23 protein-coding genes are annotated in these 24,553 nt (G+C 61.8%); 3 read left to right on the top strand and 20 right to left on the bottom strand.

The features are described 5' to 3' along the window. Nucleotides 1–13: 13 nt before the first annotated feature. The 6 genes from murJ to waaC form a co-directional block, all read right to left on the bottom strand. Nucleotides 14–1,546, bottom strand: coding sequence for a murein biosynthesis integral membrane protein MurJ (gene murJ / locus GJW30_RS10990; protein WP_096355231.1), 1,533 nt, complete (start codon nucleotides 1,544–1,546; stop codon nucleotides 14–16). Nucleotides 1,547–1,549: 3 nt separating this feature from the next. After that, the gene (locus GJW30_RS10985) at nucleotides 1,550–1,969 is read right to left on the bottom strand and encodes a type II toxin-antitoxin system VapC family toxin (RefSeq protein WP_096355229.1); all 420 of its coding nucleotides are present in this window, start codon (nucleotides 1,967–1,969) and stop codon (nucleotides 1,550–1,552) included. Continuing rightward, complete coding sequence (locus GJW30_RS10980; protein ID WP_096355227.1) at nucleotides 1,966–2,211, bottom strand: type II toxin-antitoxin system VapB family antitoxin; 246 nt, start codon at nucleotides 2,209–2,211, stop codon at nucleotides 1,966–1,968. The genes GJW30_RS10985 and GJW30_RS10980 overlap by 4 nt, the downstream gene beginning before the upstream one ends. A gap of 59 nt (nucleotides 2,212–2,270) precedes the next feature. Next, the gene (locus GJW30_RS10975; protein ID WP_096355225.1) at nucleotides 2,271–3,269 is read right to left on the bottom strand and encodes a Gfo/Idh/MocA family protein; all 999 of its coding nucleotides are present in this window, start codon (nucleotides 3,267–3,269) and stop codon (nucleotides 2,271–2,273) included. A 140-nt stretch (nucleotides 3,270–3,409) separates the two neighbouring features. Beyond that, complete coding sequence (locus tag GJW30_RS10970) at nucleotides 3,410–4,165, bottom strand: transaldolase (protein WP_096355223.1); 756 nt, start codon at nucleotides 4,163–4,165, stop codon at nucleotides 3,410–3,412. A gap of 61 nt (nucleotides 4,166–4,226) precedes the next feature. Further along, a complete protein-coding gene (gene waaC / locus GJW30_RS10965) occupies nucleotides 4,227–5,111 on the bottom strand; it encodes a lipopolysaccharide heptosyltransferase I (protein ID WP_430727183.1) in 885 nt (294 codons plus the stop codon). A gap of 180 nt (nucleotides 5,112–5,291) precedes the next feature. Here waaC and galE point away from each other — a divergent pair, with 180 nt between their 5' ends. The 3 genes from galE (at nucleotide 5,292) to GJW30_RS10950 (ending at nucleotide 8,908) form a co-directional block, all read left to right on the top strand. Continuing rightward, nucleotides 5,292–6,278: a UDP-glucose 4-epimerase GalE gene (galE, locus tag GJW30_RS10960; protein ID WP_096355221.1), complete on the top strand. Its 987-nt coding sequence runs from the start codon at nucleotides 5,292–5,294 to the stop codon at nucleotides 6,276–6,278. A 54-nt stretch (nucleotides 6,279–6,332) separates the two neighbouring features. Continuing rightward, nucleotides 6,333–8,117 carry an ABC transporter ATP-binding protein gene (locus GJW30_RS10955; RefSeq protein ID WP_096355220.1) on the top strand — a complete coding sequence of 595 codons (1,785 nt, stop codon included), beginning with the start codon at nucleotides 6,333–6,335 and terminating at the stop codon, nucleotides 8,115–8,117. Nucleotides 8,118–8,203: 86 nt separating this feature from the next. Continuing rightward, nucleotides 8,204–8,908 (top strand): fumarylacetoacetate hydrolase family protein, encoded by a 705-nt coding sequence (locus tag GJW30_RS10950; RefSeq protein WP_096355218.1) that lies wholly within the window; start codon nucleotides 8,204–8,206, stop codon nucleotides 8,906–8,908. Between the two features lie 57 nt (nucleotides 8,909–8,965). Here the strand turns inward: GJW30_RS10950 and GJW30_RS10945 are convergent, their stop codons facing one another. From GJW30_RS10945 to GJW30_RS10880, 14 genes are all read right to left on the bottom strand, one after another. Next, the gene (locus GJW30_RS10945) at nucleotides 8,966–10,483 is read right to left on the bottom strand and encodes a UxaA family hydrolase (RefSeq protein ID WP_096355216.1); all 1,518 of its coding nucleotides are present in this window, start codon (nucleotides 10,481–10,483) and stop codon (nucleotides 8,966–8,968) included. 72 nt (nucleotides 10,484–10,555) lie between these two features. Further along, on the bottom strand, nucleotides 10,556–11,836 hold the full coding sequence (locus GJW30_RS10940; RefSeq protein WP_096355214.1) for a TRAP transporter large permease: 1,281 nt from the start codon (nucleotides 11,834–11,836) through the stop codon (nucleotides 10,556–10,558). Between the two features lie 4 nt (nucleotides 11,837–11,840). Continuing rightward, entirely contained in the window at nucleotides 11,841–12,428 is a 588-nt protein-coding gene (locus GJW30_RS10935) for a TRAP transporter small permease (RefSeq protein WP_096355212.1), read from the bottom strand. A 190-nt stretch (nucleotides 12,429–12,618) separates the two neighbouring features. Next, nucleotides 12,619–13,596, bottom strand: coding sequence for a sialic acid TRAP transporter substrate-binding protein SiaP (locus tag GJW30_RS10930; RefSeq protein WP_096355210.1), 978 nt, complete (start codon nucleotides 13,594–13,596; stop codon nucleotides 12,619–12,621). 114 nt (nucleotides 13,597–13,710) lie between these two features. Beyond that, nucleotides 13,711–13,908, bottom strand: coding sequence for a hypothetical protein (locus tag GJW30_RS10925; protein ID WP_096355208.1), 198 nt, complete (start codon nucleotides 13,906–13,908; stop codon nucleotides 13,711–13,713). A 144-nt stretch (nucleotides 13,909–14,052) separates the two neighbouring features. Next, a complete protein-coding gene (locus GJW30_RS10920) occupies nucleotides 14,053–15,351 on the bottom strand; it encodes an amidase (protein WP_096355206.1) in 1,299 nt (432 codons plus the stop codon). A 28-nt stretch (nucleotides 15,352–15,379) separates the two neighbouring features. Beyond that, nucleotides 15,380–16,543, bottom strand: a complete 1,164-nt coding sequence (locus tag GJW30_RS10915; RefSeq protein WP_096355204.1) for a trans-sulfuration enzyme family protein — start codon at nucleotides 16,541–16,543, stop codon at nucleotides 15,380–15,382. A 4-nt stretch (nucleotides 16,544–16,547) separates the two neighbouring features. Further along, nucleotides 16,548–17,915 (bottom strand): pyridoxal-phosphate dependent enzyme, encoded by a 1,368-nt coding sequence (locus GJW30_RS10910; protein ID WP_096355202.1) that lies wholly within the window; start codon nucleotides 17,913–17,915, stop codon nucleotides 16,548–16,550. 93 nt (nucleotides 17,916–18,008) lie between these two features. After that, nucleotides 18,009–19,094 carry a malate/lactate/ureidoglycolate dehydrogenase gene (locus GJW30_RS10905; protein ID WP_245408728.1) on the bottom strand — a complete coding sequence of 362 codons (1,086 nt, stop codon included), beginning with the start codon at nucleotides 19,092–19,094 and terminating at the stop codon, nucleotides 18,009–18,011. A gap of 82 nt (nucleotides 19,095–19,176) precedes the next feature. Then, nucleotides 19,177–19,950: an SDR family oxidoreductase gene (locus tag GJW30_RS10900; protein WP_096355198.1), complete on the bottom strand. Its 774-nt coding sequence runs from the start codon at nucleotides 19,948–19,950 to the stop codon at nucleotides 19,177–19,179. A gap of 82 nt (nucleotides 19,951–20,032) precedes the next feature. Continuing rightward, nucleotides 20,033–21,136 (bottom strand): ABC transporter ATP-binding protein, encoded by a 1,104-nt coding sequence (locus GJW30_RS10895; RefSeq protein WP_096355196.1) that lies wholly within the window; start codon nucleotides 21,134–21,136, stop codon nucleotides 20,033–20,035. 7 nt (nucleotides 21,137–21,143) lie between these two features. After that, entirely contained in the window at nucleotides 21,144–22,055 is a 912-nt protein-coding gene (locus GJW30_RS10890) for a carbohydrate ABC transporter permease (protein WP_096355194.1), read from the bottom strand. Next, nucleotides 22,052–22,987 (bottom strand): carbohydrate ABC transporter permease, encoded by a 936-nt coding sequence (locus GJW30_RS10885; RefSeq protein WP_096355192.1) that lies wholly within the window; start codon nucleotides 22,985–22,987, stop codon nucleotides 22,052–22,054. The genes GJW30_RS10890 and GJW30_RS10885 overlap by 4 nt, the downstream gene beginning before the upstream one ends. Nucleotides 22,988–23,157: 170 nt before the next feature. After that, complete coding sequence (locus tag GJW30_RS10880) at nucleotides 23,158–24,492, bottom strand: ABC transporter substrate-binding protein (protein WP_096355190.1); 1,335 nt, start codon at nucleotides 24,490–24,492, stop codon at nucleotides 23,158–23,160. Between the last annotated feature and the right edge of the window lie 61 nt (nucleotides 24,493–24,553).

Raw genomic sequence — 24,553 nt, 5'->3', positions numbered from 1 at the left:
AAAACTGATGAATCTACTGCGCCCGACGTACCAGTTTGCCCAGTGATCGGCCGAATAGCGCCAACAGCGCCAGCAAATAAACGCAGAGCCCAGATAGGCCGAGGACAGCCAATGTCAACTCCTCGTGCCAACGGATCGTGCTCGAAAAGAGGACGCCGACCGGCTTCTGTAGCAGCCAGAGCACAATTCCGAGGACGAGTCCTGCTGCCAGCATCTTGGCAGTATTGATCATCAGCGCGCGGTCGATGACGAACAGTCCGGCGCGCGCCGCCAAAAGGATCAAAAGCAACACATTCACCCAGGCGCCGATGCTGGTCGCGAGCGCAAGCCCCGTCTGCGCGAGCGTGCCCATCAGCAGGACTTTGAATGCGATGTTGACCGCGATGGCGATGAGAGACGCTTTCATCGGCGTCGTCGTATCGCCGCGCGCGTAGAAGGTCGGCGTCATGCAGGCGATCAGCATCGTCGCGATGAGGCCGACCGCATACGCGCTGAGCGTCGCGCCGGAATTCGCCGCGTCGGCTGCCGTGAAGGCGCCGCGCAAGAACAGCGCGCGCATGATGAGGTCAGGCACCGCCAAGAAGGCCGCGACGCACGGCACCGACAGCAGCAGAGTGAGGTTGATGACGTTAATCTGTGCGCGGCGCGCACCGGCATCGTCGCCGCCCGCGATGCGGCGCGCCATTTCGGGAACCAGCACGGTGCCCGCCGCAATGGCGATGACACCGATCGGCAGCTGGTAGATGCGATCCGCATAGTAGAGCGCCGAGACGGCACCGATGGGCAGGAACGTCGCGATGATGGTGTCGGCGAACATTGCAACCTGGACGCCACCCCGCCCGATAACGGCGGGCCCGAGCGCACGGAAAAATTTGCGTAGGTCCGGATCGAGGATCGGCTGACGAAAGCGCGCCATCACGCCGTGACGTTTCGCATCGGCGGCAAGCAAGAGGAATTCAAGAACACCGGCGATAAGCACGCCCCAGGCGGCAGCGTGGCCCGTGGTCGGAAAGAAAGCGGCGAGCGCCAAGGTCACCATCATGGTGAGGTTGAGCAGGATTGGTGCGGCCGCCGCAGAGGCAAAGCGGCCGATGGCGTTGAGCATGCCGCCGAGCAACGTCACCAGCGTCATGAGCATCAAGTATGGGAACGTGATGCGCGTGAGTTCAGTCGCGAGCGCGAAGCGTTGCGGATCGTTGTCGTAGCCTGGCGCGAGAAGACGAATGACTGACGGCGTGAAGGCGAGCGCGGCGACCAGCAATGCGACTTGCGTGATGAAGAGCAACGTAAAGACGCGGTCGCCGAAAATGCGCGCCTTGTCGGCGCCGTCCTGCGTGCGGATGCGCGTGTAAGCCGGCACGAAGGCGGCCTGAAATGCCCCTTCGGCGAAGATCGCGCGGAAATGATTCGGCAAGCGCAGCGCTACGAAAAACGCGTCGGCGATCGGTCCTGCACCAAGGATCGCGGCGAGCATGATGTCGCGCGCGAATCCGGCAACGCGCGAGAGCAGCGTGAAGCCCCCGACCGAAGCGATGCGGCCTAGCATGCGTTAGCCGAGATCGGTTTTGACAAAATCATCGCCCTTGTAAATCAACGATAGGCTGTTTGCTTTCGCGCATGCGTAAGCGAAGCAGTCGCCGAAGTTGAGGTTCGCAGCGTGACCGACGAATTTTCCGTAACGATCAGCAACATCGAGAGCACCGTTTCCGATTTCGGTTGAGATCGGCAACTCTGCTGCATTTACGGCACGCACGAAATCATCCACCAGCTCGCGTGCTGCTCCGATCGCTTTCTGACTGCTTTGCGATTTTCCCGCGATAGCGCGCGCCAAAGCGACTGTCGCTTCAAACCGGACGAGCGGAGAGACAAACAGCGGCCCCTCGTTAGCGGCGAGGCGTTTCTCCAACTCTTCGAACCCGGATTCGGCATTGATGATCGCAACGATGACCGACGCGTCGACGAAGCTCATTCGTCGTCCCATAGTTCATCGGAGAACTTCTTCATGTCGAAGTCGCGATTGGGAAGGCCGTACATCTCGGCTTGCTTGCGTAGTTCCGCCAAGCGCTGACGGAGCGGGACTTCCTGCGCGATACGAGCAATCTCGCGCTGAAGCGCCTGTCTGACGGCCTCAGTTTTTGTAGAGGCGCCAGTCCGGCGCTGAACTTCAGCTGCCAGCGCGTCGACCTCGTCGTCACGAATGTAGAGCGGCATAATGAATATCCACTATTGAATATTCATATATACCGTTCAGGATATTCAAGCAATAGCGATTAGCTGACAGCAGCCACTTTCGGCGGAACCTTGTGGCGCAGGCCAGCGCCGGAGTCTCGGTCGAGGCACTGGATCGCGACTTCGAGGCTGGCAACGCCCTCGTCGCCGGTGACGCCCGTACCGGCCCCACCTTTGACGGCCTGGACGAAAGCCATCAATTCGGCCCGCAGCGGCTCGGCATGGCCGACCGACAGATGGCGCATGGAGTAACTACCGTCCGGCTGGAAGCCGAAGCATTCGCTGACCTGGCGGGTGATGAGGTCCGCCTGCACGTACTTCGCTCGCGTCGCGACGTGTACGGTGCGTGCCTTGAACGGAGTCAGCCAGTTTGTGTTGATCTGCGCCAACACACCCGACTTGGTCCGGAATTGCAGCAGCGCGATGTCTTCGTTCTCGGCGCGCGCCGAGGCGAGCAACGGTTGCACCTCGGAGATGTCCGAGTCCGTGAAATAGCGGATCAAGTCGATGTCGTGGACAGCGAGATCGATGACGACGCCCACATTCGACATACGCGGCGGGAACGGCCCGACGCGCGTGATGCTGATCGAGAGGATCTCTTCGCCGGCGAGCGCGTCCTTAACGGACTGTACGGCCGGGTTGAAACGCTCGACGTGACCGACCATCAAGGTGACGCCCTTGCGCTCGGCCGCCTGGACGATCTCGCGCCCCTGCCCGACCGTCGATGCGATCGGCTTCTCGACAAGCACATGTACGCCGCGATCAATCGCTTCGAGCGCCAGCTGATGATGCAGATGGGTCGGTGCGGCGATCGAGACGGCGTCGACGCCGAGATCGAGCAATTCGGTGAGGCTTTCGACGGCTGCGCAACCGAGCGCTTGCGTGATGCGTTTGGCCTGGACGTTGTCGGGATCCGCGATGCCGACCAGCGTCACGTGCGGAAGGTCCGCGAGCACACGGGCGTGGTTGCTGCCCATGATGCCGGTACCAACCACACCGATCCGGACGGAATCGTCCTCGCGCCGTTTAGGTTGCGCCATTCGAATCACCACACTCACTCAAACAGAAGCCCCAGCCCGGGACTTAACACGCGCCGGGACGGCTTGGCGACAGGCCTCCCCGGCGAGCCAACAACAACAATTATTTCAAATACTTCCGCTGTGGGCGCGCTTGGCGTGCCTCACTCGGCGGCGCTGCGTGCCTTCCCGGACAGGCTAAGACCGGCCGCAATCGCATCCTCACGGAACGCTTTGACGGCGTCGAGCGAGAGCTGAGCGCCGGTCTTGGTGCCGATCAACGGCAGCTTCTTCAGCACGTCGGCAGGCGCCGTGATGATGTGGCAACCCATCTGGTCAGCCTCGATCACGTTGTAGACCTCGCGGGTCGAGGCCCAGATGATCTCGACATTCTTCGTCTCACGTGCGCGCTTGATGCCATTACGCATCAGCGGCGCATAGTCGATGCCGAAATCGGCAAGACGGCCGGCGAAGATAGACACGCAGGCCGGTGCACCACCTGCCACAGCGTCGATCGCGCGCGCGGTTTGATCCGCATCGAAGATCGCCGTGATGTTGAGCTTCACGCCGTCGCGCGAGAGGCCGCGCACTGCGTCGTAAAGGCCTTCGCCTTTGGTGTTGGTGACCGGCAGCTTGACGTAAACGTTCTCGCCCCATGTGCGGATGATTTCAGCCTGCGCGACCATTTCGGGAATGTCGTCGGAGAAGACTTCGAACGAGATGTGACGATCCGGCACTGCCGAGACGATGTCGCGACCGAAGGCTTCGTAATCCTTGACGCCAGCCTTCTTGAGCAGCGACGGATTGGTGGTGAAGCCGGCGATCCATTTGTTGGCCGCCATTTCGACGATCTGCGCTTTGTCCGCGCCGTCGGTGAAAAGCTTGACCTTGAGGTCGGCTAGTTTCGTTGTCTGGCTCATCGGTTTCCTGGCCTTCTGTCTTTTCCGGTTTGTAGCACGTTGACGCTGCGGCGCGACCTTTTTAGACGCCGAGAAGCGGCGGAATTGCTGCCGTAACGGCGGCAGCAGCCGGTGGTTCCCCCGGTGCACCAAGGACGGTGATCAATCCGGTACCGCGCGGGGCGGTCAGCGTCGGATCGCTGGCGACGAAGATGCCGATCAATGGCACGGCATAGGCTGCCGCGAGGTGCAGAAGCCCCGTGTCCAAGCCGATCACAAGGCGTGCTCCGGCGATCATTTGAGCGACTGAACCTAGCCCCTCGCCTCCCCGCGCCTCGGCGCGCGGCAATTGCGCGGCGAGCCGTTCCGCCCGCTCGCGCTCGCGCGGCGAGCCCCACGGCAGGACAGCGCGCACGCCCGAGGCCGCAAGCGCGCGTCCGACGAGGAGCCAGTTCTCGTCACTCCATTCTTTGCGCAAACCCGCAGAGCCATGAAGCAGCACCGCATAATCACGCACATTCGTCGACGTCTGCGGTCGCAGCCCAAAATCCAAAGCACCTTGCGGCGTATAGCCGAGCGCGGCGCCTGTCAGCACGCGGTTGCGATCGATCGCGTGCAGCGAGCGCGGCACGGCATGCTTGACGTCGTAGAAAATCGCGGCGGCCCGCTCGCGGATGCTGTCGCGATCGTAGCCGTGACGGTTGCCGCGGATGACTTGTGTGAGGATCGCGGACCGCATCAAACCCTGGGTATCGATTGCGATGTCGTGGCGCCGCGCGCGCAGGGCGGACAATGCGTTGCGGATTTCGGCGATCGTCTCGGGCTTGTACCAGGATTGTCGCCAACGCCGTGTCGCCACCGGAAGAACCTCGTCGACGCCTGGATGCAATCGCACAAGTGGCACATAAGGTGCTTCAACAACCCAGGCGATGTGGGCCTTCGGAAAAGCCCGTCGCGCGTCTGTCATCGCGGGCATGTGATGAATCACATCTCCGAGCGACGAAGTCTTGACGAAAACGAGGGACGATATAGTCAAGGTATATCAATCGCTTGATAGGATTCGACCGAATGTGGCGGCAAGCCGCGTAACGAGCTATTCACTGCAGCGGTGTAGAAGCGTCGCGCAAACAGGCATGGGCTTTCAAGTATGACCATTCTCGTCACGGGCGGCGCCGGTTACATCGGCAGTCATATGGTGCTCGCTCTGCGCGATGCAGGGGAAGATGTCGTCGTCCTCGACAATTTGTCGACGGGTGTCAAATCGGTCATCCCGGAAGGCGTGCCGCTGTACGTCGGCGACACCGGCAACGAGACGCTGACCGCATCAATTCTCAAGTGGCACAAGGTCGATACGATCATCCATTTCGCGGCGTCCGTCGTGGTGCCAGATTCAGTGAGTAACCCGCTCGGTTATTACAAGAACAACACATCGAATACACGCTCGCTGCTCGCATCCGCGGTTGCGACCGGCGTTGAGAACTTCATCTTCTCGTCGACAGCTGCGGTCTACGGCGATGTCGACATGAAGCCGGTGTCGGAAGACTCGCCGCTGCGGCCGATGTCGCCCTACGGCACGTCGAAGCTGATGACCGAGACGATGCTCGCCGATGTCGCCTACGCGCATGGATTGCACACGGTCGTGCTGCGCTACTTCAACGTCGCTGGCGCCGACCCGCAGGGACGTACCGGACAATCGACGCCCGGCGCGACACATCTGATCAAGGTCGCGGCGGAGACAGTGGTCGGCAAGCGTCCGTACATGCAAATCTACGGCACGGACTATCCGACGCCGGACGGCACGTGCGTGCGTGACTACATCCACGTTACGGATCTCGTCGCGGCCCATTCCTGTGCGCTGAACCATCTGCGCGACGGCGGCGCCAACACGACGGTCAACTGCGGCTATGGGCGCGGTTATTCGGTTCTCGAGGTGATCGATGCGGTGAAACGGGCCGCCGGGACCGACTTCGAAGCGCGCCTGACCGGCCGCCGGCCGGGCGATCCGCCATCGATCGTGGCCGGTGTCGACCGCATCCACGAGACGTTCTCGTGGCAGCCGCGCTACGGCAATCTCGACACGATAGTGGCCCACGCGCTCGCTTGGGAGCGTCATCTGCGAGAAAAATCAAGCTAAAACAGCACGTTGCTGATTTGCCTTGGACGCCTCGGCGCGGTACCAAGGCGTCACATGAGTGACGAAAAGACCAAGCTCGACGCGACCGCGATGGTGCCGATGCTGCGCCGCCTGCTGGCGGACTACACGGCGGCCTATTGGCGGCGCTATTCGATCGCGTTCGCGCTGATGGCCCTCGCGGCAATCGCGACTGCGGCCTCCGCCTATCTCATGGGCGAAATCGTCAACAAATCCTACGTCGATCGCAACACGCGCGCGGTCGCGATCCTGGCCTTCGTCGTCGCTAGCGTTTTTATCGCGAAAGGCGCAGCGACATATTTCAGCTCCGTGCAGCTCGCGCGGATCGCCAACCGCATCATCGCGGATAATCAGCGACGCCTGTTCGCGAAGTTGCTGTCTGAAAACCTGCATTACTTCGCGGATCGACATTCGGCCGAGTTCGTCGCGCGGCTCAACACCGGCGCCGCAGCGGCCGCGAATGTTCTGAATATGCTGGTCGCGTCGGTCGGCCGCGATTTCCTCGCGCTCATCGCGCTGGCGGCCGTGATGGTCTACCAAGACCCGGTGATGTCGCTGGTCGGTTTCGTCGTCGTGCCGCCGGCCGTCATTTTCCTGCGCAAATTGATGAAGCGCGCGCGCAGTGTCGCACTTGCGCAATTCTCCGGCGGCGTTCGCGTCACCGAGACGCTGCAGGAGACGCTGCGCGGCATGCGCATCGTCAAAGCCTTCACGCTGGAAGATGAACTCAGCCGTCGCATCAGTGATCAGATCGGGCAGATCGAAAACGCGTCGAACAAGCTGGCGCGTGTGTCGAACCGCTCGAGCCCGTTGATGGAGACACTTGGCGGCATCGCGATCGCTTTGGCGATTTTGTATGCCGGTTATCGCGTGATCGAGCACGGCGCGGCGCCCGGCGAGTTCTTCTCTTTCGTCACGGCTTTTTTGCTCGCCTACGAGCCGGCAAAACGCCTGGCGCGCCTCAATATCGATCTTAACGGTCAGATGGCCGGATTGCAGATGCTGTTCGAGGTGCTCGACTCCAAGCCGACCGAGCCGGCCGACGACGACCGCCCGCGCCTCATACTGCGCGATGGCCGTGTCGAACTGCGCAAAGTCTCGTTCGCCTACACGGCTGCGGCGCCGGTGCTCGATGGCGTGTCGCTGGTCGCCGAGCCGGGCGGAACGACAGCGCTGGTCGGCCCCTCGGGCGGCGGCAAGTCGACGATCCTCAATCTCATTCTCCGGTTCTACGAACCGCAGAGCGGCGCGGTGCTGATCGACGGCACGGATATCGCGACGGTGTCGCGGCGCTCGCTACGCGAAGCCATTGGCTATGTCGGTCAGGACACGTTCCTGTTCCGCGGCACCATCCGCGACAACATCGTGTTCGGCCGCGTCGGCGCGAGTGAGGACGAGATCATTGCGGCTGCGAAAGATGCCTTCGCGCACGAGTTCATCATGAGCTTCCCGCGCGGCTACGACACGCCGGTCGGCGAGCAAGGCCTTCAGCTTTCCGGCGGCCAACGTCAGCGGATCGCCATAGCGCGCGCGCTGCTTAAGAACGCGAAGATCATCCTGCTCGACGAGGCAACCGCAGCGCTCGACAGCGAAAGCGAGCAGCAGGTGCAGATGGCACTGGCTCGCCTCTCGGCCGGCCGCACGACGATCAGCATCGCGCACCGGCTGCACACGATCATGCACGCCGACCGCATCTGTGTGGTCGAGGGCGGCCATATCGTCGAATCCGGCCGACACGAAGATTTGCTGCGCAAAGGCGGCCGATACGCGTCATTCTACCGTCTGCAGCTTGCCGAACCCGCATCCAGCGGAGCTGCATGACCGGCCGGCCCCTTCGCAATTGACCATAGCCCGCAGGAGGTCTAGGCAACGGCCGGACTTCCTCGGAACGCAAGGCAAAACAAGAAATGAGCGCTGGTTTCGTTATCCCCGCCCCGCCGCAGCCCGCCATCGCGGTCGCCGGCAGCGATAAGACTTTCCCGGTCCGCCGTATCTGGTGCGTCGGCCGCAACTATCTCGAGCACATCCGCGAGATGGGCAACGACGAGCGTGAGCCGCCGTTCTTCTTCGCCAAGCCTGCCGACGCGATCGTGCCGGATGGCGGCACCGTTCCGTTTCCGCCGCTGACCGAAGACCTGCACTTCGAAGTCGAGATGGTGGTCGCGCTCAAGAGCGGTGGCCGCAACATCAAGGCCGACAAGGCGCTCGATTGCGTGTGGGGCTATGGCATCGGCATCGACCTGACGCGCCGCGATCTGCAGATCGCCTCGCGCAACATCAAGCGGCCATGGGAAATCGGTAAAGCGTTCGACGGCTCGGCGCCGTGCGGCGCGCTGAAGCCGGCAGCTGAGATCGGCCATCCGAAGAAGGGCCGCATCTATCTCAAGCAGAATGGCACCGTGAAGCAGGACGGCGATCTCGAGCAGATGATCTGGAACGTTCCGGAGATCATCGAGAAGCTCTCACAGTCGGTCGCGCTCGAAGCCGGCGACATCATCATGACGGGAACGCCCGCGGGCGTCGGCAAGATCGCGGTCGGCGACAAGCTCGAATGCGAATGCGAAGGCGTCGGAAAGCTCACCGTTACGATGGGCAAGCCGTCGCACGGCTAAACTGTTCGGACGACAACAAGCAATGGCCCGGCTTTGTCCGGGCCATTTGCGTTTCGGCTACATCGTCGCGCCGATCTGCCAAGGTACGAACTCGAGATCGCCGTAACCAAGATCTTCCGACTTCGTGTGTGCGCCGGAGGCGACGCGGAGCACGTGATCGAAGATCTCCTTGCCCTTATCCTGCACGGACACGCCGTCGAGCACGTCGCCGCAATTGATGTCCATATCGTCGGTCATCGACGCATAAACCTGCGAGTTCGTCGCGAGCTTGATCGAGGGCGTCGGCTTACAGCCGAACGCGGAGCCACGGCCGGTCGTGAAGCACATCACGTTGCAACCGCCAGCGACTTGGCCCGTAGCGCCGACCGGATCGTAGCCGGGCGTGTCCATGAAGACGAACCCCTTCTCCTTGATCGGCTGCGCGTATTCGTAAACGGCGCGCAGCGTCGTCGAGCCGCCTTTCGCTGCCGCGCCAAGCGACTTTTCGAGGATCGTGGTGAGACCGCCCGCCTTGTTGCCGGGCGACGGATTGTTATTCATCTCGCCGGCGTTACGCGCGGTGTAATCCTCCCACCACTTGATACGCCCGACGAGCTTCTCGCCAACCGAGCGATTAACGGCGCGGCGTGTGAGCAGATGTTCGGCGCCGTAAATCTCCGGCGTCTCGGAGAGAACGCCGGTGCCGCCGTGCTTCACGAGGAGATCCACGGCAGCGCCGAGCGCCGGATTTGCCGTGATGCCAGAGTAGCCGTCGGAGCCGCCGCACTGGAGCGCGAGCGTGACTTCGGAAGCCGGTCGCGTTTCGCGTTTTGCTTTTGCGGCGATCGGCAACATCGCGCGAATGCGTTCGATGCCCTCTTGTATTGTCTTCTTGGTGCCGCCCGTCGCCTGAATCGTCATGGTCTGGAAATGGTCGCCTTCGACCATGTTGTATTCGTCCTTCATGCGATCAATCTGAAAAACTTCGCAGCCCAAGCCGACCATCAACGCGCCGCCGAGGTTCGGATGTGTCGCGTAACCCCACTGCGTGCGGCGCAAGACTTCGAAGCCTTCGCCGTACGCCGCAAGTCCGCAGCCGGTGCCGTGCACGAAGGGCACAGCGCCATCGATCTCCGGATAGTCGTCGAGGATGCCGGAACGGTTGACGCCTTCTGCGATGAACTTTGCGACGGACGCCGAACAGTTTACCGAGGTGAGAATGCCGATGTAGTTGCGCGTGCCGGTCTTGCCGTTCGGGCGCACGTAGCCCTCGAAGGTCGCGCGCATTTCGGGCGGCAGGATTTCGTCGTTCTTCGCATCCTCGGCGTGGCGATAGTCGCGCGAGAAATCGCCCATCGCGGTGTTGTGCTCGTGCACCCAGGCGCCGGGCTCGATCGCTTTGGTCGCGAAGCCGATGATCTGCCCGTATTTCCTAACCGGCTCTCCCTCGGCAATCGGCGCAATCGCCATTTTGTGGCCACGCACGACGCGCTCACGCGCCGTCACCCCGACCGCGCTTGCTCCCGGCTGAACGATGTCGACCGCGACGACGACGTTGTCGTCCGGCGAAAGGCGGATGGTGCGGGGTTGGGACATGGCTCGGCTCGCTGTTTGGAATTCATCCAATCCTTGAGCCGAAACGGCGCGGTCGGCAAGCGCGAATTCGCCCTACTTCAGCATCCCCATCTGGCGCGGAAGCCACAGCGTCAGCTCCGGGAAAATCGTGATCGCGACGAGCGACAGCAACAGTGGGATCAACCACGGCAGAATCGCCATCGTGGTTCGCTCGATCGATAAGTTGGCTATTCGCGATAAAACGAACAGCACCATGCCGAGCGGCGGGTGCAAAAGCCCGATCATCAAGTTGAGCGTCATGATCAGCCCGAAGTGAATCGGGTCGATGCCGACTTTCAAAATCACCGGCATCAGGATCGGCACCAGGATCGAGATCGCCGCGATCGTCTCGAGGAAGCAACCGACGACGAGCAGGAGGATGTTGATCAGCAGCAGGATGACATAGCGGTTGTCCGTGTAGGACAGCAGCGCTTCGGTCGCTACTTCGGTAAGTCGCGTCGTCGTCAAGACCCAGCCAAACAGCGAGGCGGCGCCGACGATCAGTAACACGGCGGCGGTCGTCTCGATCGTGTCCATCGTGACTTTGTAGAACTGCTTCCACGTCAGCGAGCGATACAGGAAACAGCCGAGGATCAGCGCCCAGAAGCACGCCGCGATGGCGGCTTCGGTCGGCGTGAACCAGCCGAAGCTCATGCCCCCGATGATGATGACCGGCGTCAATAGCGCGGGGATCGCGGCAATGAAGGTCGCGAACAAAACGCGCCAGCGGAACAGCTGGTCGGCGCCGATGTTGTGGCGCCGCGCGTAATACGTGACGTAAGCCATCATGAGCACCGTCATGACGAGGCCCGGGATGACGCCGCCGAGGAACAGCGCGCCAATCGAGACATTCGCCATCATGCCGTAGATGACAAAGGGCAACGACGGCGGGATGATCGGTCCGAGGGTCGCGGAGGCTGCGGTGACGCCGACGGAGAACTCCTTCGAGTAGCCGTGATCCTGCATCGCCTTGATCTCGATCGTGCCGAGACCGGCGGCATCCGCGATCGCAGTGCCGGACATGCCGGAAAAGATCACCGAGCCCAGAATGTTCACGTGACCGAGGCCGCCGCGCATCCAGCCTGCCAGCGCGACCGCGAAATCATAGATGCGGTTGGTGATGCCGGCGGAGTTCATCAAGTTGCCGGCCAAGATGAAAAACGGCACCGCGAGCAACGGGAAACTATCGACGCCGCCCGCCATGCGGTGGAGCACGACAAAATCCGGGATGCCGGCAATGAAGTGCGTGTAGAGCAGCGACGATCCAGCGAGCGCGATGAAGACCGGAATGCCGATGAGCAGCGCGGCGAGGAAGAGAAATAGGATGACGATCATCGTTTCAATCCGCCGCCGGTGTTACGTGCTGGACCGGCGTCCAGCCGCGCTTGTAGTTGCGCCACGTGGTTTCCAGCTGGCGATACAGCATGAGGAAGCAGCCGACCGCTATGCCGCCGTACACGTAGCTCATCGGCAGATCGATGACGGTCATACGCTGAATGTCCATGCGTTCGACGATGGTGATCGAGAAGTAGGCGAGCAGCGCGATGAAGATGACGCGCACGATATCGATGAGAATGAACAGCGCCTTCTGTAGCGGCCCGGGGCCGAGCAGGTTCGAGACCAGCTCGACGCCGATATGCGCGTTGCGCCGCGTCACCATCGCGGCGCCGATGAAGACGACCCACATGAGGCCGTAGCGCGCGATCTCTTCGGTCCAGGCGAGGCTGTCGTTGAGAACATAGCGCGTGAAGAACTGCAGAAAGACGATGCCGGCGAGGCCCCAGAAAATCACGAAGACGAGCCAGTCTTCGATGTGATGCTCGATCACGACCTCTTCGTCTTTCGCGACGATAAGGTGCGTTTCTCCCGGCGCGTCCGGATCAACCGGCGCGCGGTGATGGGATTCTGGATCGGTCGTCTGGGTCATTCGCCGTCTCTTTCGAAGCGCTCAGGCTCGGAGGGCTTGCAGTATTCTGGCTGTCATTCCGGAAGCCGCAAGTTCGCGCAGCGAACAGAGGCTATGCGGGATCCATGTTCACCTATCGTCGCAGGGATACGTGGATCCCGGCTCTCGCGCTTGCTGCACAAGCACTCGGCCGGGATGACAGCCCAAGCTTTTACTTCAGCGCTTGCAGCGCGTCGTATTCGGCTTTCGACCAGCCGCCACTGCCGTCGTTGTGCAGCGGCATCGCGGCCTGCCGGAACGGCTCGCGGTCCGGCGCGATCACGGTCTTGCCAAGCTTCTTGAACTCGTCGGCGAGTTTGCTTTCCTGCGCACGGATCTCATTGGTCGCCTTGAGCGACGCCTCGCTCAGCACTTCCTCGAAGATTTTCTTCTCGGCGTCGGAGAGCTTCGGCCAAACGTGGCTGCCGACAATGGTGAGCAGCGACTCGGTGATGTGGCCGGTCAGCATGATGTGCGACTGCACTTCATAAAACTTCTTCGCCATGATGGTCGGCAGCGGATTTTCCTGACCGTCCACGGTGCCCTGCTGAAGCGCAAGGTAGACTTCCGCGAACGCAATCGGCGTCGCGTTGGCGCCGACGGACTTCGTGAACATGAGAAAGAGCGGCGCCGGCGGCACGCGCAGCTTCATCCCCTTCATATCTTCGGGCTTATTGACGGCCTTGTTCGCCGTGACGTGACGCTGGCCGTAATACGTGAGCGTAACGACCTTGTGGCGCGTGCGACCTTCGTAACCTTTGGCGATGTCGCGGAAGAGTGGCGACGAGCGATAGGCCATGAAGTGATCGAAGTTGCGCAAGATGAACGGCGCGTTGGTGATCGCGATCGGTTTATGGATCGAGCCCGCGAAGGCAACGCCCGTATAGATCATATCGACGGTGCCGAGACCGAGACCTTCGTTGATCTGGTTTTCGTTGCCGAGCTGCGAAGCCGGAAAAACCTGCACCTCGTATTTGCCGTTGGTGCGCTTCTTGATTTCTTCGGCGGCCCATAGCGCATCGGTGTGGTACGGCTCGTTCGTTTCGTACACGTGCGCCCATTTGAGCTTCGTCTGCGCCATCGCGGGCGCGACACTCAAAACCGAAGCGACCAACGCGGCGCCAACAGCGCCGAGCAACCTCACCTGCATAACGTCATCTCCCTGAGCGGCCACTCTGATCGGCGGCCTGATCTTCCGAAAAAGCGTATGTGACAAAATGACCCGAAAGGCAAGGTCATCTGATCATCATACAAGTCGGAATTCTCAGGAGAGCCGGCGCGATTTCGGCCTCTTCAGGATGAGGAAAAGGCCGAAGCCGATTGGAATCAAGCCAAGCAATGCAGGTAGGAAAGCTTCGCTGAACCAGTCGACCCCGCGCGACATCATAGCGGTGCCGAGATAGCACATCATCACCCAGACGACGCCGAGCAGGATCAGGACGCCGCCCCAGAATTGCTTCATCTCGATCGCCCTGCACCGACTTGCTTTGTCATTGCGAGGAGCTGTGCAACAGCGACGAAGCAATCCAGTCCTTACTTCCTGGCTCCTGGATTGCCACGTCGCGGCGGCGCTTCGCGCAGAGCCGCTCCTCGCAATGACGGCTCATCAGGCGAAAGCCCGTTCGACGCCGGCGGCGACGCGGAAGAGATCGCGATCACGGCCATTGCGCGCGATAAGCATGAGGCCGACGGGCAGCGCGCCGTTCGGCCGCGGGAGTGGAATCGAGATTCCGCAATTGTCGAAGAAATTGAAGATCGACGTGATCGACAGCAACGCGACATTCGCTTTGACGAAGGCTTTCGTGTCTTTGTCGATGTCGGCGATCTTCGGCGCGACAATCGGCGTCGCAGGCAGCGCGAGCACATCGACACCGGACATCCACGCATCCATCGCGGGCACAAGGCGGCTACGCGTCTGCATCAGCTCGATGTAGTCCGCGGCGCTCATCGCGCTGCCGCGCTCGATACGAGCGCGAACGTTCTGATCGAAATCGTCACCGCGCGTTTTCAGATTCTCGCGATGAATCTGCAAAGCTTCCGGCACCGGGAAGCCGCCGGTCTTGTTCGCCTCGATCATCTCGTCGAGCAGCGGAAACGGCGTCTCTTCGATGATCGCGCCGGCCTTGCGCAAAATGTCGAGCCCATCGTTGAAAGCCTTCGTCACTTCGTCTTCGCGCGGCTGGAAGCTGGCGCTTCGCGGCACGCGGATGCGCAGACCCTTCACGGATTGCGGCTTGAGATCCCACGCGGCCTCCCCCGCGATGACGGCGTCGGCACGTGCGCAGTCCGCAACGTTGCGCGCGAGCGGGCCGATCGAGTCGAGTGTGTAGGACAGCGGGAACGCGCCGTCGGTCGGCACGCGCTGCTTCGACGGCTTGAAGCCGACGACGCCGCAGAGCGCGGCCGGAATGCGCGTCGAGCCGCCGGTGTCGGTGCCGATCGCGATCTCGCACATGTGGTCGGCAGCAGCAACCGCCGCACCGGATGACGAGCCGCCAGGAACGCGCGAGCGATCAGCCGGATTGGCCGGTGTGCCGTAATGCGGGTTCCAGCCGACGCCCGAGAAAGCGAACTCCGACATCGCGGTCTTGGCGACGATCACGGCGCCCGCCGCGCGCAGGCGCTGCACCACCGGCGCGTCGGCTTTGGCCGGCGGAGCGTCGGCGTAGATCTTCGAGGCCGCGCGCGTCGGCTCACCTCTGACGTCGAACAAATCCTTGATCGAGACAATGGTGCCATCGAGCGGCCCGAGCGATATGCCGGCTTTTGCGCGCGCGTCGGCAGCATCTGCTTCGATCTCAGACGTCTCTCGATAGACCGTGAGACATGCCCGCTTCCCCTCGCCTTTCGGATCGTCGATGCGGGCAAGCGCGGCGGCGAGACGATCACGTGCGGAAGCGGTCATGGGGAGAACTCCAAAGGGACGTTTGTTCTTATTTCGCGAGCGCGGTTTCAAGCTCGGCGATGAGATCGTCGACATCCTCGATGCCGACCGACAGACGCACGAGACCATCCGAGATGCCGAGTGCGGCGCGCACCTCGGCGGGCACCGACGCGTGCGTCATGATGGCCGGATGTTCGATCAGGCTCTCGATTCCACCGAGGCTCTCGGCGAGCGCGAAGAGATGGCAGCGCTCGAGGAAGCGCGTCGCGAAGTCGAGACCGCCGTCGAGCTCGGCCGAGATCATGCCGCCGAACGCGCGCATCTGGCGTTTCGCGAGCGCATGCTGTGGATAGCTTTCGAGGCCTGGATAATAGACGCGCTTCACGCGCGGATGTTTTTCCAGCCACTGCGCGATCTTGAATGCCGAGGCACTCTGCCGCTCGATGCGAAGCGCGAGCGTCTTCAAGCCACGCAACGCCAAAAAGCTATCGAAAGGACCGGAAATCGAGCCGACGGCGTTCTGCAGATAACCCAGGCGCTCGCGCAAATCATTGTTCGCACCAACGACGACGGTGCCGCCGACCATATCGGAGTGGCCGTTGAGATATTTCGTCGTCGAGTGGACGACGGCGTCGAAACCGAACTCCAACGGGCGCTGGATCCACGGCGTCGCGAAGGTGTTATCGGCAACGCAAAGCACGCCGCGCTTCTTCGCGATCTGCGCGATACGTTCGAGATCAATCAGTTTGAGCAGCGGATTGCTCGGCGTCTCGATCCAGATCAGCTTGGTGTTCGGCTGGATCGCTTTGTCCAGCGTTTCCGGGTCGGACAAATCGAGATACGTCGTCGTGAGGCCAGCCGAGCGCTCGCGCACGCGCGAAAACAAACGGCGCGTGCCGCCGTAAAGATCGTCAGCCGCGACGATGTGCGCGCCATGATCGAGGCATTCGAGCACGGTCGCGGTGGCGGCGAGGCCGGACGCAAAGGCAAAGCCCTGCGTGCCGCCTTCGAGATCGGCGATGCAGCGCTCGAATGCCATGCGGGTCGGATTCTGGCTGCGCGCATACTCGTAGCCTTTGTGCTTGCCGGGGCTCTCCTGCACGAAGGTCGAGGTCGCGTAGATCGGCATCATGACGGCGCCGGTCGTCGGGTCAGGCTCTTGGCCCGCGTGGACACAGCGGGTCGAAAAGCCGAGTTGGTTGGAGTTGCTCATAAGCTCACTGAGAAATGCGGAAATAATTGACGAGATCGAGACGGGTCGCGAGGCCGAGGAAGCGGTCACCGTCCATGACGATGGCGACGTGATCCTCCTTGAAGATCGGTGCGAGTTCGGTGATCGGCGCCGACGCAGACACTGTCTCGAGGCGTTTCACCATCACGTCCTGGACCAAGCGGGTGAACGCATTCTGATGGCCGGCCGCATCCGTCATTGCAACGCCGAGCATATCGCTCTCGTCAATGAGACCGACGATGCGCTCGCCTTCCATGACGGGAAGCTGCGAGATGTCGGCGGCGCGCATGCGGGCGAAGGCCGTGCGCAGGGTATCGCGCGGGCCGATCGAGACCACGGAGCCTTCCGGGAAGCGATTGATGACGATGTCGCGCACGGTGCCGGCGAGCTCACGCCCGCTCCAGCCTTCCTGCGCGAGGAACGCGTCCGAGAAGACTTTCGAGAGATATTTCGCGCCGGAATCGCAGACGAGACTGACGACGCGCTTCGGCTCCTTCTGCTCGCGGCAGAATTTGAGCGCCGCCGCGAACAACGTCCCGGTCGACGAGCCACCGAAAATGCCTTCGCGCTTGAGAAGCTCGCGAGCGGCCGTAAAACTTTCCGGATCGCTGATCGCGTAAGCGTGCTTGATCAGCGTCATGTCGAGTACCGACGGGATGAAATCTTCGCCGATGCCTTCGACGGCCCAGCTGCCCGCCTCCGTCATCTTGCCGGTGTTGTGCAGCGGCGCGAGGATCGAGCCGACCGGATCGGCCAGCACCATCTCGGTCTTCGGCGACGCGTCGCGCATGTAACGGCCGATGCCGGTCAGCGTGCCGCCGGAACCGACACCGCAGACGATGGCATCGACGTCGCCGTCCATCTGGCGGAGGATTTCCGGCCCGGTCGTTTCTTCGTGCGACTGTGGATTGGCCGGGTTTTCGAATTGGTTGATGAAGATCGCGCCGGGGGTGCGCTGCGTGATGCTGGCAGCGAGGTCCTGATAGTATTCGGGGTCGCCTTTGCCGACGTCCGACCGCGTCAGCACGATCTCGGCGCCGAGCGATTTTGCGTGGAGGATTTTCTCGCGCGCCATCTTGTCCGGCACAACGAGGATGATGCGATAGCCTTTGCGGGCGCCGACTAGCGCCAGGCCGAGCCCCGTATTGCCTGCCGTTGCCTCGACGACGGTGCCGCCCTCTTTCAGGCGACCGTCACGCTCGGCGGCCTCGATCATCGCCCGCGCGGGGCGGTCCTTGATCGAGCCGGAGGGGTTCTGACTTTCGAGTTTGAGGAAAAGCCGGCAAACGCCGGTGTCAATGCGGGTGATTTCGACGAGCGGTGTCTCGCCAATGAGATCGAGTATCGTGGCCATGCGGGGAATATAGGCGGTACGGTCGGGCACAGCAAAGCCGTCTTCACCCGTCGTTATGGCCCGCTTCATGCGGGCCATGACGGCAACTTGGGATCACGGCCGCGGGCCGCCCAAGTTGTGCGGCGGTTTGACGCCGACTTTGGCGGCAATGTCGACAATTGCCGTCCAGGTGTCGTCCGCGATCGTGATGCCGTTGGCGAGGCGATCCTTTCGGTTGCGCGACTCAACCTCGCCCGGAATGAGCACTTCACCATCGGCCGTCGCCGGCTTCGACGACTTCCAGTAGTCGATGTAGCGCGCCATGTCGGACCCGAAGAACGCGCTCGGATCGAGCACCTTTGGGTCGATATAGAACGACAGCATGCCGTTTGTGACGACGGTGCGCGTCTCCGTCGCGCCGGCGCCGGTGAGCGAGCCGCCAAGAATTTCGCACATGAAGGCGAGGCCGGAGCCCTTGTGATCGCCGAAGGCGCGGATTGCGCCGGTGCCCTGACGATAATTGCGTGGGCCAGTCGGCTCGTAAGGACCGTAAAGCGTGTGCGGATCGCCGGACATCGCGCCATCCTGCTCGATCAGCGCGTTGTCGGGCAGCTTCTTGCCGCCTTGGCTGGCGACCAGCACCTTGCCTTCGGCGACGACCGAGGTTGCGAAATCGAGCAACACCATCTCCTGCCCTTCGCGCGGAATGCCGATGCAGAACGGCGCGGTCGAGATGCGGCGATCGACGCCGCCATATGGCGCAACAAGCACCGAGCCCGGGACGTTGACGAAGTGGATCGAGACAAGGCCTTCGGCACCCGCCATCTCGGCCCAATCGCCGATGCGGCCTATGTGACCGGCGTTGCGGAGAGCGACGGCGGCGAGGCCGTTCTTCTTCGCCTTCTCGATGCCGATCTGGACAGCTTGCGGTGTGACGGTTTGGCCGTAGCCGAATTTGCCGTCGACCACCGCGATCACGGGCGTGTCGACGACAACGTCGACTTTGACGTCGCCTTTCACGGTGCCTTCGAGTTTTGAGGTGACGTAGCGCGGAACGCGTACGACACCATGGCTGTCGTGGCCCGCGAGGTTGGCGTTCACCAGATACTTGGCGATACGCTCGCCTTCTTCCTTCGAACAACCAGCGCCGACGAAAATATCGCCGACGAAGTCACGCAGCACGTCACTTTCAATTTTCACGAAAAACTCCCAGGCAATCCATCTCCAAAACTCATCTCGGAGAAGGATGCCGGGGTCAAGCCCGCCGCGTTGTGGCTGAGCGTTAGAGCGGCGCTTTCGGGCCGAGGCCAGCGGCCGAAGCATAGCCGCGATTCCAAGCCGGCGAGATGACGATTTCGCTCAGCGTCACGTGCGGCGGCATTTTGGCGACATAGACGATGATGCTCGCCATATCTTCGGACTGGATCATCTTCGCACGATCTTCTTGAGAGACCGGTACCGGACGCTTGTCCAGGATCGGCGTCGCGACTTCGCCCGGGCAGAGCACGGTCGAACGGATGCCGTTCTGAAACTCTTCCATGTTGATCTGGTAGCTCATCGCGACGGCGCCGTGCTTTGCCGCCGTGTAGGCGGCGCCGGAGAGAAGACCGACAAAGCGGCCGGCCCATGAAGCCGTGTGAATGAGAAGGCCAGACTTGTTCGGCCGCATGATGTTCATCGCGGCGACCGCGCAGTTGAACGTCGATGTAAGATTGGAATCGATCACCGTACGCACGCGGTCAGGATTGAGCTGGTTCCAGCGGCGTTCCGGCACGTTGGCGCCGGCGTTGTTCACCAGGATGTCGAGGCGGCCGAATTTGTCCGCGACTTGCTTTGCGGCCTTCTCGGGCACCGACGAGTCCATAAGATCGCCCGCGACAACAAGCGCCTTGCCGCCTGCCTTGGTGATCTTGTCCGCGACCCCTTGCAGCATTTCAGCGCGGCGGCCCGTGAGCCCAACCGATACGCCTTCTTTCGCGAGCGCGATGGCGGCGGCTTCGCCGATGCCGGATCCGGCGCCTGTGATCCAGGCAACTTTGCCATTGAGGTCGGTCATTTCTTATTGCTCCTTGGGCATTGCGAACGCGCTCAGGCCTCTCTCGATGCGAGAGAAGGCCCGGCACATTCATTTTTGAAGCTTAGAGAACCTTGCCGGATTTTTCGTCGATGAGGTGCATGTGATCGAGCGCGGCGGCAAGCTTCATCGGCGTCAGCTCTTTCGCGCCCGCATCCGGATCGACGCGGCCGCAGACATCGACGCCGTTGAGCTTGAAGAACACCATCGTTTCGTTGCCCATCGGCTCGACGACTTCGATGTTGGCATCGAAGGTCGCGATGTTCTTCGCACCGCCATTCGAGCTCGTCTCGGTGAGATGCTCCGGGCGAATGCCGAACGACAGATCGCTCGCGCCGACATGTGCCTTGTAGCGCTGCGTGCGATCCGGCGGTACAGGGAACACGATCGCGTCCGTGATGCGGACCGCGAGGTTTTCGCCGGTCTGCTCGAGCTTGCACGGGATGAAGTTCATCGCGGGCGACCCGATGAAACCCGCGACAAAACGCGTCGCCGGCGAATGATAGAGGAAGTTCGGCGCGCCGACTTGCTCGATGATGCCTCTGTTCATCACGACGACGCGGTCAGCGAGCGTCATCGCCTCGACCTGATCGTGCGTCACATAGATCGTCGTCGTGCGCACCTTCTGATGCACGCGCTTGATCTCGGTGCGCATCTGCACGCGAAGCTTCGCGTCGAGGTTCGAGAGCGGCTCGTCGAAGAGATAAACTTTCGGGTTACGCACGATGGCGCGACCCATGGCGACGCGCTGACGCTGGCCGCCGGAAAGCGCCGCCGGCTTACGCTGCAGCAGTTCCTTGATGTCGAGGATGCGAGCGGCTTCGTCGACGCGACGCTGAATCTCGTCCTTCGGGAACTTCTTGAGACGCAAGCCGAACGACATGTTCTCGTGCACGGTCATGTGCGGATAGAGAGCGTAATTCTGGAACACCATCGCCATGTCGCGGTCTTTCGGCGGAACGTCATTGACGACGTCGGCATCGACCGCAATCTCGCCGCCAGAAATTTCCTCAAGGCCCGCGATCATGCGGAGCGTCGTCGACTTGCCGCAGCCGGAGGGGCCAACGAGCACGACGAACTCCGAGTCCTTGATGTCGAGATCGATGCCGCGCACGGCCTCGACCTCTCCGTATTTCTTGACGACTTTACGCAACGTAACCTGCGCCATAACGGCCTCACCCTTTGGTCGCGCCGGCAGTCAAACCGGCAATGTAATAGTCCATGAGGAATGCGTAGATGATGAGCGGCGGCGCGGCACCAAGCAGCGCGCCCGTCATGATCTGTCCCCAATTGAAGACGTCGCCTTTAATCAACGTCGTGATGATTCCGACCGGCAGAACTAGCTGATCGGCCGATGTCGTGAACGCGAGTGGATACAGGAACTGCGCCCAACTCACGGTGAAAGCAAAGATCGTTGCGGCGATCAATCCCGGGAGTGCCACTGGGATAAACACTCGGAACAAAATCTGGCGATAGTTGGCGCCGTCCATCAATGCGGCTTCGTCGAGTTCTTTCGGAATCGACGCGAAGTAACCGATCATGATCCAGGTGCAGAACGGTACCGTGAGTGTCGGATAGATCACGAGCAGAACCCACCAGCGATTGATCAGCTGGATGCCGGTCCATTCGTGAAACGTCGCGAACATTTTGAAGAGCGGAATGAACAGCAGCGTATCCGGCACGAGATACGTTAGGAACACGCCGGTCGCGAGCGTTGCCGAGCCCCAGAATTTCATACGCGCAAGCGCGAAGGCAGCCGGCACCGAGATGATCATCGTGATCGTGACGACGAAGATGGAAACGATCGCCGAGTTGCGGAAGAAGATCAGGTAGGTGTTCGACGTCAGCAGCTCTTTGTAGTTATCGAGCGTCGGATTGAAGACCCACCACGGATTCGTCGCCGCCGAAATCTCCGCGCTGGTCTTCAGCGAGGTGATGAACATGTAAATCGGCGGCGTCAGGAAGAAGACGACGAACAGCGAGAGGAAGAAATACGACCAGCGCATCGCCCACTTGCGATCGTTGCTCATCGAACCGTAACGCGGACGGGTCCCGGGCCCGGCGAGCGGCATCGTTGCGGTGCTCATGCGGATTCGTTCCCTCGGCGATTGATGTCGCGCAAAATGAAGATGGCGGCGATCCCGAGGATCGGGAACATGAAGAGCGAAACGGACGCGCCGAGCGGAATGTCGCTGCTCTGAATGCCGAGACGGAAGGCCCACGTCGCAAAGACGTGCGTACGGTCGATCGGACCGCCGGCCGTCAAGATTTGCACGATGTCGAAGTTGGCGAAGGTGACGATGAGCGAGAACAGCGTCGTGATCGCGATGATGTTGCGCATCATCGGCAGCGTCACATACCAAATGCGCTGCCACCAGCTTGCGCCGTCGATGGCGGCGGCCTCGTAAAGCTGCTCCGGCACGGATTTCAGCGCCGCCAGATACATGATCATGAAGAACGGCGCGCCAACCCAGATGTTGACGAGAATGACCGAGAAGCGCGCCCAGTTGGCGTCACCGGTCCACGGGATCGGCCCGATGCCGACGAAAGACAGCAGCCAGTTGAAAGCACTGTAGGACGGATCGAACAGCCAAAGCCAAGCGAGCGTCGACATCGCCGGCGGGATGACCCAGGGGATCAGCAACATGCCGCGCCATTTGCGCTGCTTGGCGTTCGGGATGTTATGGACGAAGTGCGCGACGATGAAACCGATCAGCGCCTTGAACGCGACGGCCGTGATGGCGAACACGCAGGATTGCCAAACGACGAGCCAGAAGGTGTCGCGCTTGAAGAGGAAGAGGAAGTTGCCGAAGCCGACGAAGCGCTGCATCGACTTGTTTAGCATCGCGAGATACATCGCGTAGCCGGCTGGATAAACGACAAGCAGTGCAATCAGCACGATGAGCGGCGATGCCATCAGGAAAGCGATCGTCGACCGCCGCTGCATCGCCTTGTGAAAGCCGCCGCGCTTGACCGCGGGCGTTGCCGCGCGCGATTGCGGCATTGTCGCATCAACCATCCGTCACCTCTTCGACGCAACTCTGACGGACTTCCGTGGATTCACGGCACCGAAAGTGTCTTGCGTCGCCCCCTTCTACTCAAATCAACTTCGGCGAAACCGCCACGCAAGTCAGCGCGAGACGCCTGAAAAGGTGGCGCCTCTCGCAATCGAGAGGCGCCGTAATCGCATCAGGTCCGCATGAACCCTTCCACTTCGCTCTCGGCCCAGGCGAGCGTCTTTTCCATCGCCTCGCCTTGCATGTGGCGCACGATCATCTTGGTCTGCACGCCTTGAGCATAAATCTGCTGCGCGATTTTCGGTGGTGCCGGAGCAGCCGCGATCGACAGCGTGTGGTGATTGTGCGGATTCGGGTAATGATAGAGGGTGCCCTTCGGCGGCCCCTCTTCCGACCAGGTCTTGAAGTCGGTCAGCTTGGAGAATGACGGTAGATCGTAGCCGGCGCTCGCCGCGACCATCTTCTCGGCCGATGCGCGCTGCGAGAGGTGCACGAGCAGGCTCTTCGCCGCCGTCTTGTTCTTGCTGAACGACCAGATGCCCCAGAAGTACGGCAGGAACGGCGCGTAGCGGCCATTCGGACCGGACGGGAAGCCGTGCGTCCAAAGCTGCTCGGCGATCTGCGGCGCATCGCGCTTAGCGACGGCCCAGGCGCTCGGCGGATTCATCACCATCGCGCCCTTGCCGGATACGAGCCACTTGTTGTTCGAGGCGTCGTCCCATGCCGGAACGTCCGTCGGCATGAACTGCGCGAGCTTCTTGTAGAAGTCGAGCGATTTACGCACCGCATCCGATTTGACGACAATCTCGCCCTTCGCGTTGACGAGTTGCGCGCCGTTCGCGTGGAAGAAAGCGCCCGCCGAGTCGACCGAATCCGACGTCGTGCCGAGGCCGATGCCGAACGGGAAGCCGGCCTTGTGGCAGGCTTCGGCGGCTTTCAAGAACACCTCAAGTGTCCAACCGTCGGCCTTCGGCGCCGCGCCGGCCGGGTAGAGCTCTTGGATGTTGATGCCGGCGTGCTGCTTCAACAGGTCGATTCGCGAGCACGGGCCTTTGATCTGACTGCCGACGGTTGCCGGCACGGCAATCCACTTATTGTTGGCGCGGCCGAGATACTTCACGGTGTCGTTGACGTCGCCGTTCTGCGCAATCAACGGACCCATGATGTCGTCGACCGGCTCGAGGCGTTCGACGTGCGCCTGCGGCTCCCAAGTCGGGAACGCAAGAACGTCGTGGCCCGAGCGCGCCTGCGCCTCGGCCGCGATGACCATCAGGTTCTTGTTGCCTTGCGACGGGATGTAGTCGATCGAGACTTCGACTTTTTCCTTCGCGGCCCACTCGTTGATCAGTGCGGTCGTCGCGTTGTTCGCGCCCGGCACCCAGTGATCCCAGAAACCGAGTGACAATTTGCCGCCCGCCTGGCTGTGGCTCACATGCGGCATCGCCAAGACTGCAGTCGTCGCAGCCGTGGTTGCCAGGAATCGGCGGCGCGTGAATTTCGTCGACATTCAGCGTTCTCCCATCGTTCTTTTTGTTTGCCGGCTCTCTTATTCTTCGCGTCTATCGACG

Origin of the sequence: Variibacter gotjawalensis, from assembly GCF_002355335.1 — a bacterium.
Classification (GTDB): Bacteria; Pseudomonadota; Alphaproteobacteria; order Rhizobiales; family Xanthobacteraceae; genus Variibacter; species Variibacter gotjawalensis.
This window is presented reverse-complemented; position numbering and strand designations above follow the sequence as displayed.

Coding starts and splice junctions, on each gene's coding strand:
- GJW30_RS10970 (WP_096355223.1), bottom strand. CDS start 4,165: ATGAGCCAGACAACGAAACTAGCCGACCTCAAGGTCAAGCTTTTCACC.
- GJW30_RS10950 (WP_096355218.1), top strand. CDS start 8,204: ATGAGCGCTGGTTTCGTTATCCCCGCCCCGCCGCAGCCCGCCATCGCG.
- waaC (WP_430727183.1), bottom strand. CDS start 5,111: ATGACAGACGCGCGACGGGCTTTTCCGAAGGCCCACATCGCCTGGGTT.
- GJW30_RS10975 (WP_096355225.1), bottom strand. CDS start 3,269: ATGGCGCAACCTAAACGGCGCGAGGACGATTCCGTCCGGATCGGTGTG.
- GJW30_RS10955 (WP_096355220.1), top strand. CDS start 6,333: ATGAGTGACGAAAAGACCAAGCTCGACGCGACCGCGATGGTGCCGATG.
- GJW30_RS10915 (WP_096355204.1), bottom strand. CDS start 16,543: ATGAGCAACTCCAACCAACTCGGCTTTTCGACCCGCTGTGTCCACGCG.
- GJW30_RS10880 (WP_096355190.1), bottom strand. CDS start 24,492: ATGTCGACGAAATTCACGCGCCGCCGATTCCTGGCAACCACGGCTGCG.
- GJW30_RS10935 (WP_096355212.1), bottom strand. CDS start 12,428: ATGACCCAGACGACCGATCCAGAATCCCATCACCGCGCGCCGGTTGAT.
- GJW30_RS10930 (WP_096355210.1), bottom strand. CDS start 13,596: ATGCAGGTGAGGTTGCTCGGCGCTGTTGGCGCCGCGTTGGTCGCTTCG.
- GJW30_RS10895 (WP_096355196.1), bottom strand. CDS start 21,136: ATGGCGCAGGTTACGTTGCGTAAAGTCGTCAAGAAATACGGAGAGGTC.
- galE (WP_096355221.1), top strand. CDS start 5,292: ATGACCATTCTCGTCACGGGCGGCGCCGGTTACATCGGCAGTCATATG.
- GJW30_RS10940 (WP_096355214.1), bottom strand. CDS start 11,836: ATGATCGTCATCCTATTTCTCTTCCTCGCCGCGCTGCTCATCGGCATT.
- GJW30_RS10925 (WP_096355208.1), bottom strand. CDS start 13,908: ATGAAGCAATTCTGGGGCGGCGTCCTGATCCTGCTCGGCGTCGTCTGG.
- GJW30_RS10920 (WP_096355206.1), bottom strand. CDS start 15,351: ATGACCGCTTCCGCACGTGATCGTCTCGCCGCCGCGCTTGCCCGCATC.
- GJW30_RS10910 (WP_096355202.1), bottom strand. CDS start 17,915: ATGGCCACGATACTCGATCTCATTGGCGAGACACCGCTCGTCGAAATC.
- GJW30_RS10980 (WP_096355227.1), bottom strand. CDS start 2,211: ATGCCGCTCTACATTCGTGACGACGAGGTCGACGCGCTGGCAGCTGAA.
- GJW30_RS10900 (WP_096355198.1), bottom strand. CDS start 19,950: ATGACCGACCTCAATGGCAAAGTTGCCTGGATCACAGGCGCCGGATCC.
- murJ (WP_096355231.1), bottom strand. CDS start 1,546: ATGCTAGGCCGCATCGCTTCGGTCGGGGGCTTCACGCTGCTCTCGCGC.
- GJW30_RS10945 (WP_096355216.1), bottom strand. CDS start 10,483: ATGTCCCAACCCCGCACCATCCGCCTTTCGCCGGACGACAACGTCGTC.
- GJW30_RS10885 (WP_096355192.1), bottom strand. CDS start 22,987: ATGGTTGATGCGACAATGCCGCAATCGCGCGCGGCAACGCCCGCGGTC.
- GJW30_RS10890 (WP_096355194.1), bottom strand. CDS start 22,055: ATGAGCACCGCAACGATGCCGCTCGCCGGGCCCGGGACCCGTCCGCGT.
- GJW30_RS10985 (WP_096355229.1), bottom strand. CDS start 1,969: ATGAGCTTCGTCGACGCGTCGGTCATCGTTGCGATCATCAATGCCGAA.